Source organism: Bradyrhizobium sp. AZCC 1721, assembly GCF_036924715.1.
Taxonomy (GTDB): domain Bacteria; phylum Pseudomonadota; class Alphaproteobacteria; order Rhizobiales; family Xanthobacteraceae; genus Bradyrhizobium.
Genome location: NZ_JAZHSB010000001.1, coordinates 175,388 through 188,689, shown reverse-complemented (window position 1 = coordinate 188,689; position 13,302 = coordinate 175,388). Strand labels below are relative to the sequence as shown.

Here is a 13,302-nt window from a genome sequence, read left to right as displayed (position 1 = left end):
AGCCAGACGGTAATGCGCCAGACGCGCCAAAGTGCCCGCGATCCGGCGATAACACCCTGTGCAAGCTGAATGAATCATGACTGCCGGGCGAGAACGGCGCTCGCCCCGGCGACGTGCATACGGTTCAGGAGCCAGCGCGGCTGCCGAAGAAGTCCTTGACCTTGGTGAAGAAGCCTAACGCCTCCGGCTGGGTTGCCCCGGAGGACAGCTTTTCGAACTCGGCGAGCAGTTCCTGCTGCTTCTTGGTCAGATTCTGCGGCGTTTCGACCATGACCTGGACATACATGTCGCCGGTCTGGCGCGATCGGAGCACCGGCATGCCCTTTGATGCAATGCGGAAGCGGCGGCCGGACTGCGTTCCCGCCGGCACCTTCACCTTGGTCTTGCCCTTGTCGATGGTGGGCACCTCGAATTCGCCACCGAGCGCGGCCGCGACCATTGAGATCGGAACCCGGCAGTGCAAATCGGCGCCGTCGCGCTGGAAGAATTCGTGGGTGGCCAGCGACAAGAAAATGTAGAGGTCGCCGGGCGGGCCGCCGCGGACACCGGCCTCGCCTTCGCCGGCCAGCCGGATACGCGTGCCGTCCTCGACGCCCTGCGGAATGTTGACCGACAACGTTCGATCGCGCGTCACCCGTCCCGTGCCCGCGCAATTCGGGCAGGCGTCCTCGATCATCTGACCGCGGCCCTGACAGCCGGGGCAGGTCCGCTCCAGCGTGAAGAAGCCCTGAGCCTGACGGACGCGGCCGGCGCCGCCGCACATCGCGCAGGTCTTCGGCTTGGTGCCGGCCTTGGCGCCGGTGCCCGAACAGGGCTCGCAGGTGACCGAGACCGGAATTTCGATCTGCGCGGTCTTGCCGAGGTAGGCTTCCTCCAGCGTGATTTCCATGTTGTAGCGCAGATCGGCGCCGCGCTCGCGTCCGCCGCCGCGCCCGCGCTGCCCGGCCATGCCGAACAGGTCCTCGAAAATATCTGAAAACGACGAGGCGAAGCCGGCGCCGAAGCCAGGACCACCGCCGCCCATGCCCTGCTCGAACGCGGCATGGCCGTAGCGGTCATAGGCGGCGCGCTTGTCGCCGTCTTTCAGGACTTCATAGGCCTCGTTGATTTCCTTGAATTTCATTTCGCTGGTGGCATCACCTGGATTCCTGTCCGGATGCCATTTCATCGCGAGCTTGCGGAAGGCCGACTTGAGCTTGGATTCGTCCGCGTTCCGCTCGACTTCCAGGGTTTCGTAATAGCAGCGCTTGGTGGACATCAGTCAAACCCGCCCGAAATTCGCCTTCATGCCGAAAGCACCTTCAATCGAAGATGCCGCCATCGGCTTAAAGAAAAATGACCCCCACCCATCGAACGCGAGCCGTGCGCTCTTTTGGATGAGGGTCATGATCGAAAGCCCGCTTATGCTGACTTCTTGTTGTTCTTGTCGTCGTCGACCTCGGTGAACTCCGCGTCGACCACGTCATCCTTGGCAGCATCCCGCTTGGCGTCCGCCTCGGCCTGCTGCTTGTACATGGCCTCGCCGAGCTTCATCGAAGCCTGCGCCAGCGTGTTGGTCTTGGCCTTGATGGCCTCGGCGTCGTCGCCCTTCAGCGCTTCCTTCAAATCGCTGACGGCGTCCTCGATGGCGCGGCGCTCTGAGTCTTCCACCTTCGAACCGTGCTCGGCCAGCGCCTTCTCGGTGGAATGCACCAGCGCGTCGGCATGGTTCTTGGCGTCGACCGCCTCGCGTCGCTTCTTGTCCTCGGCCGCGTTGGCCTCGGCGTCCTTGACCATCTTCTGGATGTCGGCTTCGGAGAGGCCGCCGGATGCCTGAATCCGGATCTGCTGCTCCTTGCCGGTCGCCTTGTCCCTGGCCGAGACATTGACGATGCCGTTGGCGTCGATGTCGAAGGTGACCTCGATCTGCGGCATGCCGCGCGGCGCCGGCGGAATGCCCATCAGGTCGAACTGACCGAGCACCTTGTTGTCGGCCGCCATTTCACGCTCGCCCTGGAAGACGCGGATGGTGACGGCATTCTGGTTGTCCTCGGCGGTCGAGAACACCTGGCTCTTCTTGGTCGGGATCGTGGTGTTGCGGTCGATGATGCGGGTGAACACGCCACCCAGCGTCTCGATGCCGAGCGACAGCGGTGTCACGTCGAGCAGCAGCACGTCCTTGACGTCACCCTGCAGCACGCCCGCCTGAATGGCCGCACCGATGGCGACGACTTCGTCCGGGTTGACGCCCTTGTGCGGCTCCTTGCCGAACAACTGCTTCACGACCTCCTGGACCTTCGGCATGCGGGTCATGCCGCCGACCAGCACCACTTCGCCGATTTCGGCGGCGGTGAGCCCCGCGTCCTTCAGCGCCTTGCGGCAGGGCTCGATGGTCTTCTGAACGAGATCGTCGACGAGAGCCTCGAACTTGGCGCGCGTCAGCTTCATCGTCAGATGCTTCGGCCCGGTCTGGTCGGCCGTGATGAACGGCAGGTTGATTTCGGTCTGCGTCGTCGAAGACAGCTCGATCTTGGCCTTTTCGGCCGCCTCCTTCAGGCGCTGCAGGGCGAGCTTGTCGTTGCGCAGGTTGATACCCTGCTCCTTCTGGAATTCGTCGGCGAGATAACCGACCAGGCGCATGTCGAAATCTTCACCGCCGAGGAAGGTATCGCCGTTGGTCGACTTCACCTCGAACACGCCGTCGCCGATTTCGAGAATCGAGACGTCGAAGGTGCCGCCGCCGAGGTCGTAAACCGCGATGGTGCCGGATTTCGATTTGTCGAGACCGTAGGCGAGCGCTGCCGCCGTCGGCTCGTTGATGATGCGCAGCACTTCAAGACCAGCGATCTTGCCGGCATCCTTGGTGGCCTGACGCTGCGCGTCGTTGAAGTAGGCGGGAACGGTGATGACGGCCTGGTCGACCTTCTGGCCGAGATGGGCTTCCGCGGTCTCCTTCATCTTCTGCAGGATAAAGGCGGAGACCTGCGAGGGCGAATAGGTCTTGCCGTCGGCCTCGACCCAGGCGTCGCCGTTCGATGCCTTGATGATCTTGTAGGGAACGAGCTTCTTGTCCTTCTCGACCATCGGGTCGTCATAGCGGCGGCCGATCAGGCGCTTCACCGCGAAGAATGTCCGCTCGGGATTGGTCACCGCCTGGCGCTTGGCAGGCTGGCCGACGAGGCGCTCGCCGTCATCGGTGACGGCAACGATCGAGGGCGTGGTGCGCATGCCCTCCGCGTTCTCGATGACTTTTGCAGTCTTGCCATCCATTACTGCGACACACGAATTCGTGGTGCCGAGATCGATCCCAATGACCTTTCCCATGGTCCTCATATCCTTCTTTTTGCGGCAGGTTGGCTGGGCCCTGGACGGCGCACCTAACCGAACCCCCAACGTTCAAATACTCGCGATATTGCGACGGTGAGCCTCATATAGGAGGGGGGGTTGTGCCTGCAAGGACCGAGCGCAAGCTTAGGGCCTGAAAAGGCTGGCGTTTGAAAGATTGTGCCGCCTGGGGCCGGGCCCCCGTGCCGTGACCGGCGTTAAGAAATCGGCAACTCCTTTATCGCTCACACCCCGAAGCGTTGCACAGCGATACGGCAGCATCCTCACGGCGTGGACCGGCCGCCGGTTGAGGGGACGCGGTATTTGGCCGCTGGAAGCGCCCAAAAAAAGAGCTCGGAGGCCGGGCAGAATGCCGCGAAATAGGAGCGAGGCGGGGGAACGGACGCCCGTCCTGCCCTGTTGCAGGGACACCAAAACCGCTAAAAGCGGGCCGAACGGAACGACCCAGTCGCGCCCCGAGGCCCAGATTCCACCACCGTCCGATCTTTGAACGGCCTCCATGCAAACCCGGTAGACCCTCCATGAAGCCACTTAGATATTTTGCTGCGGTTGCCCTCCTCGTTGCCGCCACCTCCTCCGCGTTCGCCGCGGACCCGGTTTTCCCGCCGGGCGCCAGGGTCGGCATGACGCCGCTGGTCGGCCTCAACAAGGCCAGGGCGTTCACGGGATTCGAGACCGAAGACCAGGGCGTCAAGGTGCTGGTCGCCGACCTGCCCGCCGAGGCTTATGGCGAGGTCGCCAATGCCTTCAAGGCCAATCCCGGCGGCACTGGCGGCATCAAGCCGGAAAGCATCGAGACCAAAGCGGGGCTCGCCTACTACACCGTCGAAAACGCCAAGGACGGCGCCACCAGCGTGCGCCGTTATTCCATGATCCTGCCCGGCCCTACCTTCTCCGGCTACGTCGCCGTGCAGGTGCCGGAGAACGCCTCGAAGATCTATACCGACGATGCCGTGCGCCAGATGTTCGCATCTGCCGTGATCCGCGTTGAGGTTCCTGTCGAGGAACAGCTCGGGATGATGCCGTTCAAGATCGGCGAACTCTCGAGCTTCAAGAACGTCCGTACGCTGGCGCCGGGCGCCGCCCTCATTCTCTCCGACAGCGACGAAAAGAAGGGCTTCGAGGTCGCGCCGTTCATGATCATCGGCCTGATCGGCTCGACGGCGGCGTCGCCTGACGACCGCGGCCGCTTTGCCCAGCAGATCGCGACCACCATTCCCGGCGTCCGCGATGGCAGGATCACGATGTCGGAGCCGGTCCGCATCGATGGCCAGCCCGGCTACGAGACCCGGATCGACGCCATCAGCGGCAAGGACAATACGCCGGTGACGATCGTGCAATGGCTGCGGTTCGGCGCCCAGACCTCGATGCGCATCATCGGCTCTTCGCCGCGCGATGATTGGACCAAGGCCTTTCCACGCTTCCGCGCCGTGCGCGACGGAATCCGGCCGCGAGCCTGATCGCGAATTCGAAAAAAGCGCGCCCTGATATTCAGGACGCGCTGAAATTTCGGGCTTTCGTTCGTACACCAATGGAACTAGCCTTCCCCCTGCCGGGTTCATGGCAGGGAGACGCGCTATGCTTTCTCGCAGACTGGTTCTGACAGGCTTTGGCGCGGCATCCGTCCTCGCCCTCGTTCCAACGACGCCATGGGCTGCACCGATGAAACCCGACAACGCCTCCGCGCTCCTCGTCATCGACGTGCAAAACTGCTTCCTGCCAGGCGGCAGCCTTGCCGTGAAAGACGGCGATCAAGTGGTGCCCGTCATCAACCGCATCGCCAAGGGCTTTGCCAATGTGGTGATGACGCAGGACTGGCACACCGCGGGCCACGTCTCGTTCGCCTCCACCCATTCCGGCAAGAAGCCGTTCGAAACCATCGATCTCCCCTACGGCAAGCAGGTGCTGTGGCCGGATCACTGCGTACAGGGGACCGAGGGTGCGTCGCTGTCAAAGGACCTCGCGATCCCGCATGCCGGCCTCGTTATCCGCAAGGGTTTTCGCAAGGACATCGACAGCTATTCGGCCTTCACCGAGGCCGACGGCAAGACCACGACGGGGCTCGCGGCGTACCTGAAGGCGCGCAAGGTGAAGCGGGTTTTCCTCGCTGGCCTCGCGACCGATTTCTGCGTGGCATGGAGCGCGCTGGATGCGTGCAAGGCGGGCTTCGAGACTTACGTGATCGAGGACGCCTGCCGCGGCATCGACACCCAGGGCTCGCTCGCAAAAGCCTGGGCCGACATGACCAAGGCCGGCGTCAAGCGCATCCAGTCGGGCGATATCGCGGCCTAGTGCGTTCGTCTTGCCCGCTTCGGGGGTTTGGGATGTCAGGTCCAGCGGCTCCACTCGCGTTCGAGATGATTCGTCGTGCGCCATCGCAGCGTATGACAGGCCTGATCGCCGGCATGACGGGCTATCGCGAAACCGCGCCCGGCCGGTTCTTCCAGCGCGAAACCGCAGGTCTGGTAGTCCCGCTGATCATCAGCTTCGGCACACCGTTCCTGATCGCTCTCGGACGCGATCCTGACGCTGATGATCGGCAGCCGAGTTTCGCCGCCGGGCTTTATGCCGGTCCGGTTCATATCGAATCCGATGGCGGCGCCGAAGGCGTGCAGGTGGATTTCACGCCGCTTGGCGCCTATCGCTTCTTTGGCGGGGCCGTCGCCGATCTCACCGCGCGCATGGTCGACATCGGTGACGTACTGGGGCCTGAGGGACCGTACCTGCGCGAGCGGCTTGGCGCGATATCCTGCTGGCAGGATCGCTTCGATCTGGTCGAGGATTTTGTTGCAGGGCGCGCCAGCCATCGGCCTTCGCCCGAGATCGCATTCGCCTATGGACGGCTCGCACGCAGCGCGGGCAGCGTGCGCATCACTGCGCTTGCAAGAGAGATCGGCTGGAGCCGCAAGCACTTGGTCGATCGCTTCCGAGCGGAAATTGGTCTGGCGCCGAAGCCGGTCGCCCGCATGATGCGCTTTCACGAAGCCTGCCGACTGGCGCGGACGGGAGCGGGAAGCGGCTGGGCAGGGATTGCGGCCGAAAGCGGCTATGCCGACCAGGCGCATCTCGCCCGCGAATTTTCAACCCTTGCCGGCGAATCGCCAACGGCCTGGGCCCACCGGCTGGCGCTGACTGACAGCCGCCTGCTGCGCCCGCTGGACGCACTGGACGCACTGGACGCGTAGCCGGTCAGGTAACAAATCTTCAAGCCGACCGTCCTCGCCTCGCGATACTAGTGAGGTAACGCAATGCGAGGAGTTGCCGGTGACCAGTCCAAGCAAAAGCGAAACGCCGCGCCTTTATCCGACGATGCGCTGCCGGGATGCCGAAGCGATGATCCGCTGGCTCAAGGAGGTTGTTGGTTTCACCGAACGCGCCGTCTACCGGAACGGCGGCACCATCCATCACGCCGAGCTTGCCTTTGGACCCTCGATCCTGATGCTCGGCCAGAGCAGGGAGGACGAATACGGCAAGCTCGTCGGCGATATCGGCGGCCGTCGCACGGACGCGCTGTATGTCGCGGTCGACGATCCCGACGCCCTACATGCGAAGGTCAAAGCCTCCGGCGCCATCATTGAAATGGACCTGCGCGACACCGACTATGGTAGCCGCGATTTCGCCTGCCGCGACCCGGAAGGCAATCTCTGGAGTTTTGGGACCTACCGGCCAAGGGCGGACGAGAGGCCGCTGTAAGCATAGGCCCGCGTCAACCGCCTTCGGTGATACTCCGTAGACCGCTCATCCCTGCGGAGCGGCCTGCGCGCGTCTCGAAGGATGAAGGCCGAGCTTCCGCAGCGGGGCCTTCATGGTTCGAAACGACTTGCGCGCCTATTTACGCCGCGCTGTTCGGCTCATTGTTGGCGGCCGGTGCCGCCTTGGCGCCGCCCTTCGACACGCCGACCAGCGCCGGGCGCAGTATGCGTTCGCCGATCATGAAGCCGGCCTGCACGACCTGAACCACCGTCCCTGCGGGAACGGACGGATCGGGCACTTCGTACATCGCCTGCTGGAAATTGGGATCGAACTTCTCGCCCGATGGATCGAACTTCTTGACGCCGTTCTTCTCCAGCGTGTTCAGCAGCGAGCGCTCGGTCAACTCGACGCCTTCGATGAACGCCTTCAGCGCCGGATCGGCGGTGGCCTTGGTCTCGGCCGGCATGGCATCGAGCGCGCGCTGCAGATTGTCGGCGATTTCGAGAATGTCGCGGGCGAAGCCGGTGATGCCGTAGGCGCGCGCGTCGGCGACTTCCTTGGCGGTGCGCTTGCGCAGGTTTTCCATCTCAGCCAGCGTGCGCAGCATCTTGTCGCGCGCTCCCGCCGCTTCCTTCGTCAACGCCTCGACCGATCCATCCTCGGGATCGTCGGGCATGATGTAGGGTTTTGAGACCACGGGCTCGCCGGTCTGGTTGGCGGGTTGTGCCCCGTCGTCACTCGGCCGGTTGGGATCGGTCATAAGACTGCCTTCTCAAAAAACGGTTCTGGTTGGATGGGGATTTGCTGCCGGGGATATCGTGCTTTAGGGGCCGAAAATCAAGCGCAACCAGCCCTGATTAAGGTCGATTCGTGGCGGATCAGCCGCCCAGCATCCGGCTGACAATGCGGGCGGCGTAATCCACCGTCGGAATCACCCGCGCATAGTTCAGCCGAGTCGGCCCGATCACGCCGAGAACCCCGACGATGCGGTGCGAAGCGTCGCTATAGGGTGCGATGATGGTCGAGGAACCGGACAGCGAGAACAGCTTGTTCTCCGATCCGATGAAGATCCGCACGCCTTCGGCGCGCTCGGCCCGGCCCAACAGGTCGATCACGCCGCGCTTGGTCTCGAGATCGTCGAACAGCGACTTGACGCGTTCGAGATCTTCGAGCGCGTGCAAATCTTCCAGCAGGTTGGCATGCCCGCGCACGATCAATTGCCGGTCTTCGTTTTCGCCGCCCGACCAGCTCGCAATCCCCGCCTCGATCACCTTCTGCGTCAGTTGGTCGAGCTCGATGCGGCTCTGCGCCATCGCGGTTTCGAGTTCGAGGCGCGCTTCAGCGAGCGTACGGCCGCGAATCCGCGCATTGAGAAAATTGCTCGCCTCCGTCAGCGCCGAGGAAGGCACGCCGGGCGGCAGCGTCAGCACGCGGTTTTCGACCTGGCCGTCTTCGCCGACCAGCACCACCAGCGCGCGCTCCGGCTCCAGCCGCACGAATTCGATGTGTTTCAGCCGCGAATTGGATTTTGCGGTCAGCACCACGGCGGCCGCGCGGGTCAGGCCCGACAGCCGCGTCAGCGCCTCGCCGAGCGCCGCCTCGACCGACTGCGCCCGACCGACGGAGGCAAGCTGGTTCTGGATCGATTCCCGTTCGGGTTCGGTGAGGTCGCCGACCTGCATCAGGGCGTCGACGAAGAAGCGCAGGCCGAGTTCGGTCGGCAGGCGGCCGGCCGAGGTATGCGGCGCATAGATCAGGCCGAGCGCTTCGAGGTCCGACATCACATTGCGGACGGAAGCCGGCGACAGCGGCACTGCGATCAAGCGGGAGATGTTGCGCGAACCGACGGGTTCGCCGGTCGCGAGATAGCTCTCGACGATTTGACGAAAAATGTCGCGCGAGCGCTCGTTGAGCTGGGCGAGCCCCGCATGCGGCGCGATCAGGCCAATCGGATCGTGGTGGGCCACTGTTAACTCCCTGATACCCTAATTTGTCGATCCGGCGCGCCGATGACAAGCGTCCGCTTCACATAGCGTTTTCGAGCGAAGCATGCCCTCGGACTGGATCCGGGGGCGGCCGCCGGTTCGCGTGAAGAAAACGCGTCAAAACAAGAAGATAGAGGTTCGGTTCTGATTGATTCAGAACCGAACCTCTACCCCGAAACAAGGCAAAAACCCTTGCCGCTGCCCGCTCCCCCTCCTACAAGCACCGCGAACGAATTTTCGCTCGATTTTTGGAAGGATTCCCCATGCGGCCGAGCCGCCGTGCGCCCGATCAGTTGCGCCCCGTGTCGCTGGAACGCGGCGTGGTCAAATATGCCGAAGGTTCCTGCATGGTGAAGTTCGGCGACACCCATGTGCTGGTCACAGCCACCCTGGAAGAACGGCTGCCGCCCTGGTTGAAGGGCCAGGGCCGCGGCTGGGTAACCGCCGAATACGGCATGCTGCCGCGCGCCACATTGGAGCGTACCCGCCGCGAGGCCGCCGCCGGCAAGCAGGGCGGGCGTACCGTCGAGATCCAGCGGCTGATCGGCCGCTCCTTGCGCGCAGCCGTCGACCTCGAAGCGCTCGGCGAGCGCCAGATTACGGTCGATTGCGACGTGATCCAGGCCGATGGCGGCACGCGCACGGCCTCGATCACCGGCGCCTGGGTGGCGCTGGCCGACTGCATCGGCTGGATGAAGAACCGCAACATGCTGAAAGCCAACGTGCTGCGCGACAATGTCGCCGCGATCTCCTGCGGCATCTATCAGGGCACGCCGGTGCTCGACCTCGACTATGCCGAGGATTCCGAGGCCGAGACCGATGCCAATTTCGTCATGACCGGCGACGGCCGCATCATCGAGGTGCAGGGCACCGCTGAGAAGACGCCGTTTTCACAAGACGAGTTCCTGGCGCTGATGGAACTGGCGCGCAAGGGTGTCGCGCGTCTGGTGGACTTGCAGAAGCTGGCTGTGGCGTAGTCTGATCGCACATGCACCGTCGAATCACCGGCCGGCTCGTGATCGCGACCCACAATCCCGGCAAGCTCGCCGAGATGCAGGAATTGCTCGCGCCGCACGGCGTCGAGGCGGTTTCCGCGGGCGAGCTGGGTCTCGGCGAGCCCGAGGAAACCGGCCAGACGTTTCGGGCCAATGCCGCGATCAAGGCGATCGCGGCGGCGAAAGCCGCGCAATTGCCGGCCTTTGCCGATGATTCCGGTCTCGTAGTTGATGCGCTCGACGGCGCGCCCGGAATCTATTCGGCGCGCTGGGCCGGCAATGGCAAGGATTTCATGGCGGCGATGACCAGGGTCGAGCGCCTGTTGCAGGAGCGCGGCGCCACCGCGCCCGACAAGCGAAGTGCGCATTTTGTCTCGGCCCTGTGCGTCGCCTGGCCCGATGGCCATCTCGAAGAGGTCGAGGCCCGCGCCGACGGAACCCTGGTCTGGCCGCCGCGCGGCACCGCCGGTTTTGGCTATGATCCGGTATTCCTGCCCGACGGGCACACGCGGACCTTTGGCGAGATGACTTCCATCGAAAAGCACGGCCTGCCGCCGCTTGGGCTTGGCCTGTCGCACCGGGCACGAGCCTTCGTCAAACTGGCGGAGATCTGCCTTGGCTAGTCGCGAGCGACCCCGCCCCAAAGATGCCTTCGGCGTCTACGTGCACTGGCCGTTCTGCCTGTCGAAATGCCCCTATTGCGATTTCAACAGCCACGTCCGCCACGCACCGATCGACGAGAAACGTTTTGCGCGCGCGTTTGCGCGCGAGATCGAAACCACGGCGGCGCGCGCACCGGGGCGAACCGTCACATCGATCTTTCTCGGCGGCGGCACGCCTTCCTTGATGCAGCCGCAGACCGTCGGCGCGATTTTGGATGCGATCGGAAAGCATTGGCGCGTCGCCGGCAATGTCGAGGTCACGCTCGAAGCCAATCCGACCAGCGTAGAAGCGACGCGGTTTCGCGGCTATCGCTCAGCCGGCGTCAACCGCGTCTCGCTCGGCGTGCAGGCGCTCGACGACGCCTCGCTGAAAGCGCTCGGACGGCTGCATACCGCGCGCGAGGCGCTCGATGCGGTCGCGATCGCGCGCGCCGCGTTCGATCGCTATTCATTCGACCTGATCTACGCCCGCCCCGATCAGACGCCGCTTATGTGGGCGGATGAACTGAAGCTCGCGATTTCCGAAGCCGCCGAGCATCTCTCGCTCTACCAGCTCACCATCGAGGAAGGCACGCCGTTCTTCGGCCTGCATGCGGCGGGCAAACTCAAGACACCGAACGAGGCGGTGGCGCGTGCGCTGTACGACGTGACGCAGGAAGTCTGCGCGCATCATGGCTTGCCGGCCTACGAGATTTCCAATCACGCCCGCGAAGGCGCGGAGTGCCAGCACAATCTCGTCTATTGGCGCGGCGAGGAATATGCCGGCATCGGTCCCGGCGCGCATGGCCGCCTCGACATCGACGGCGCGCGACACGCCACCGCGACCGAGAAGCGCCCGGAGGCCTGGCTGATGCGCGTCGAGGCCAACGGCCACGGCGTCGTCACCGACGACCACCTCAACAGCGAAGAGCGCGCCGACGAATTCTTGCTGATGGGCTTGCGGCTCGCCGAAGGCATCGATCCCAGGCGTTATGCGGCGCTATCCGGCCGCGCGCTTGATCCGAGCCGCATCGCTATCCTGCGCGCGGAAGGCGCGATATCCGTCGACTCCGATGGAAGATTGCGCGTGACGAAGGAAGGTTTTCCGGTGCTCGACGCGGTGGTGGCGGATCTCGCCGCGTAACAGCCGTCGTTCCTGCGAACCGCAGGAACCCATACGCCGCAACCCGCGTAAAGGGCACAAGGCGACGGCTTCTCTCAAAACCAAAGATGGTGGCTCTGGGCCCCTGCGTTCGCAGGGGCGACGAAGGATCACGCCCCAAAACTCTTCGGCGATCCGGCAACCGGCGTGCTGCCGCCGCTTGCGACCTTCATCACCGCAAGCCCGCGCTCGTTGGTGCCGTCGGAACGGAATCGAAACAGCCCGTCGATGCCGGCAAAGCCCGACGGGTTGGTCAGCGTCTCCGGCGCAAAGCGCTGGCCGCCCTGCTGTTTCGACAGCGCAGCAACCAGCGCGACGGCATCATAGGCGAGCGTTGCGGTGCGCACGGGGTCCGTGCCGTATTTGGCGCGGTAGCGGCCGGAGAAGGCGCGGAAGCCCGACGGATCCGGCGCAGCATAAAGCCCGCCCTGCAGCGTCGCGCTCGCATAGATGCGCGGATTGTCCCAGAGCCCGGTGCCGAGCAACTGGATGTTGCGCAAGTTCGCGCCCGCCGAGGTCAAGGCATCCGCCGCTGCCACGACCGATTCACCGTCGTCGGCGATGAACAGCGCGTCCGCCGAGCCGAGCGACTGCGCCACCGTCCGCGCCGCGCCGGCACGATCGGCGGTGTATTTTTCGAAGGCGACGATGCGGCCTTTGCGGCCGACCGCCTGCTTGAACGCCGCTTCCACCACATTGCCATAGGCGTTGTCGGGCAACAGCGCCGCAAACGATCGCTTTCCGATGCTGGCCGAATAATCGACGATCCGGTTGACGTCTGATTCGGGCAGGAAGCTCAGCAGATAAACCCCGCGTCCGGCGACGCTGGAATCGGTCGAGAACGCGATCACTGGAATGCTCCGCGCGCGCGTCAGTTGCGCGGTCGCCGGCACCGAGGCCGCAAACAGCGGGCCCAGAACGATTTCCACGCCCTCGCCGAGCGCCTCCTGGGTGACCTGCTGGGCGCCCTGCGGACTGCCGCCGTCGTCCTTGATCAGAAGCTGAATGTTCGGATTCTGGAATTCCGCCAGCGCCATCTCCGCCGCGTTCTTCATCGATTGCGCGGCGACACCGGCATTGCCGGCGGCCGAAAGCGGCAGGATCAGGCCGACCTTGACCTGCCCGGTGCCGACGGCGAGCGGCTGCTGCTGCGGGCCTGGCGGCCCCTCGGGCGCGGACGGGCCAAACGGATTGGAAATCTGTCCACCACCGGAGCAGGCGCCGAGCAGGGGCGCGCCGAGGATAAGACCGACTGCCGTCCGCCGGGTCGGGCCCGACGGCCGCGAGTCCGGGGATCCAAGCTTGCGATTGAACGGGCCTTCCATTCTGTCTCTTCTCTTGACCGACCGCCGTCGGCCAGGATTCCGGCCTTCTGGGCCGAGGCACCTGAACCGCTACTGAACCCAATTGGGATTCTGCATATTGTCGAGGATTAGTTAACCAAAACAAAAGGATTAACACCTCGCCGCGCATTGTCTTCCCGCGGGGAACTCTCCGCCCTT

General features: G+C 64.3%; 12 protein-coding genes. 7 read left to right on the top strand and 5 right to left on the bottom strand.

Annotation, left to right across the window (positions count from 1 at the left end; genetic code table 11):
- Nucleotides 1-124: 124 nt before the first annotated feature.
- Both dnaJ and dnaK read right to left on the bottom strand, forming a co-directional pair.
- The gene (gene dnaJ, locus V1273_RS00900) at nucleotides 125-1,258 is read right to left on the bottom strand and encodes a molecular chaperone DnaJ (protein ID WP_334408432.1); all 1,134 of its coding nucleotides are present in this window, start codon (nucleotides 1,256-1,258) and stop codon (nucleotides 125-127) included.
- Between the two features lie 143 nt (nucleotides 1,259-1,401).
- Entirely contained in the window at nucleotides 1,402-3,303 is a 1,902-nt protein-coding gene (gene dnaK, locus V1273_RS00895) for a molecular chaperone DnaK (protein ID WP_334365813.1), read from the bottom strand.
- Between the two features lie 542 nt (nucleotides 3,304-3,845).
- Between dnaK and V1273_RS00890 the strand changes: the two genes are divergently transcribed.
- The 4 genes from V1273_RS00890 to V1273_RS00875 all read left to right on the top strand — a co-directional run bounded on the left by V1273_RS00890 (nucleotide 3,846) and on the right by V1273_RS00875 (nucleotide 7,017).
- Complete coding sequence (locus V1273_RS00890) at nucleotides 3,846-4,784, top strand: hypothetical protein (RefSeq protein ID WP_334365812.1); 939 nt, start codon at nucleotides 3,846-3,848, stop codon at nucleotides 4,782-4,784.
- 118 nt (nucleotides 4,785-4,902) lie between these two features.
- Nucleotides 4,903-5,616 carry a bifunctional nicotinamidase/pyrazinamidase gene (gene pncA / locus V1273_RS00885; protein WP_334408431.1) on the top strand — a complete coding sequence of 238 codons (714 nt, stop codon included), beginning with the start codon at nucleotides 4,903-4,905 and terminating at the stop codon, nucleotides 5,614-5,616.
- A 32-nt stretch (nucleotides 5,617-5,648) separates the two neighbouring features.
- Nucleotides 5,649-6,509 carry a helix-turn-helix domain-containing protein gene (locus V1273_RS00880; protein WP_334408430.1) on the top strand — a complete coding sequence of 287 codons (861 nt, stop codon included), beginning with the start codon at nucleotides 5,649-5,651 and terminating at the stop codon, nucleotides 6,507-6,509.
- Between the two features lie 79 nt (nucleotides 6,510-6,588).
- Nucleotides 6,589-7,017: a VOC family protein gene (locus V1273_RS00875; protein WP_334408429.1), complete on the top strand. Its 429-nt coding sequence runs from the start codon at nucleotides 6,589-6,591 to the stop codon at nucleotides 7,015-7,017.
- Between the two features lie 139 nt (nucleotides 7,018-7,156).
- On the opposite strand, the gene grpE is transcribed toward V1273_RS00875, so the two are convergent.
- Nucleotides 7,157-7,777, bottom strand: a complete 621-nt coding sequence (gene grpE, locus V1273_RS00870; protein ID WP_334379664.1) for a nucleotide exchange factor GrpE — start codon at nucleotides 7,775-7,777, stop codon at nucleotides 7,157-7,159.
- Nucleotides 7,778-7,895: 118 nt separating this feature from the next.
- Entirely contained in the window at nucleotides 7,896-8,984 is a 1,089-nt protein-coding gene (gene hrcA / locus V1273_RS00865; RefSeq protein ID WP_334365807.1) for a heat-inducible transcriptional repressor HrcA, read from the bottom strand.
- A 281-nt stretch (nucleotides 8,985-9,265) separates the two neighbouring features.
- Between hrcA and rph the strand changes: the two genes are divergently transcribed.
- From rph to hemW, 3 genes are read left to right on the top strand one after another with little or no spacing between them, the layout of a single operon-like run.
- Nucleotides 9,266-9,979 carry a ribonuclease PH gene (gene rph, locus V1273_RS00860; RefSeq protein ID WP_065726161.1) on the top strand — a complete coding sequence of 238 codons (714 nt, stop codon included), beginning with the start codon at nucleotides 9,266-9,268 and terminating at the stop codon, nucleotides 9,977-9,979.
- Nucleotides 9,980-9,990: 11 nt separating this feature from the next.
- Nucleotides 9,991-10,620, top strand: a complete 630-nt coding sequence (gene rdgB, locus V1273_RS00855) for an RdgB/HAM1 family non-canonical purine NTP pyrophosphatase (RefSeq protein WP_334379666.1) — start codon at nucleotides 9,991-9,993, stop codon at nucleotides 10,618-10,620.
- The gene (gene hemW / locus V1273_RS00850) at nucleotides 10,613-11,782 is read left to right on the top strand and encodes a radical SAM family heme chaperone HemW (RefSeq protein WP_334408428.1); all 1,170 of its coding nucleotides are present in this window, start codon (nucleotides 10,613-10,615) and stop codon (nucleotides 11,780-11,782) included. The genes rdgB and hemW overlap by 8 nt, the downstream gene beginning before the upstream one ends.
- A 128-nt stretch (nucleotides 11,783-11,910) precedes the next feature.
- On the opposite strand, the gene V1273_RS00845 is transcribed toward hemW, so the two are convergent.
- Nucleotides 11,911-13,125 carry a penicillin-binding protein activator gene (locus V1273_RS00845; protein ID WP_334365803.1) on the bottom strand — a complete coding sequence of 405 codons (1,215 nt, stop codon included), beginning with the start codon at nucleotides 13,123-13,125 and terminating at the stop codon, nucleotides 11,911-11,913.
- Between the last annotated feature and the right edge of the window lie 177 nt (nucleotides 13,126-13,302).

Coding starts and splice junctions, on each gene's coding strand:
- dnaJ (WP_334408432.1), bottom strand. CDS start 1,258: ATGTCCACCAAGCGCTGCTATTACGAAACCCTGGAAGTCGAGCGGAAC.
- dnaK (WP_334365813.1), bottom strand. CDS start 3,303: ATGGGAAAGGTCATTGGGATCGATCTCGGCACCACGAATTCGTGTGTC.
- V1273_RS00890 (WP_334365812.1), top strand. CDS start 3,846: ATGAAGCCACTTAGATATTTTGCTGCGGTTGCCCTCCTCGTTGCCGCC.
- pncA (WP_334408431.1), top strand. CDS start 4,903: ATGCTTTCTCGCAGACTGGTTCTGACAGGCTTTGGCGCGGCATCCGTC.
- V1273_RS00880 (WP_334408430.1), top strand. CDS start 5,649: ATGTCAGGTCCAGCGGCTCCACTCGCGTTCGAGATGATTCGTCGTGCG.
- grpE (WP_334379664.1), bottom strand. CDS start 7,777: ATGACCGATCCCAACCGGCCGAGTGACGACGGGGCACAACCCGCCAAC.
- rph (WP_065726161.1), top strand. CDS start 9,266: ATGCGGCCGAGCCGCCGTGCGCCCGATCAGTTGCGCCCCGTGTCGCTG.
- rdgB (WP_334379666.1), top strand. CDS start 9,991: ATGCACCGTCGAATCACCGGCCGGCTCGTGATCGCGACCCACAATCCC.
- V1273_RS00845 (WP_334365803.1), bottom strand. CDS start 13,125: ATGGAAGGCCCGTTCAATCGCAAGCTTGGATCCCCGGACTCGCGGCCG.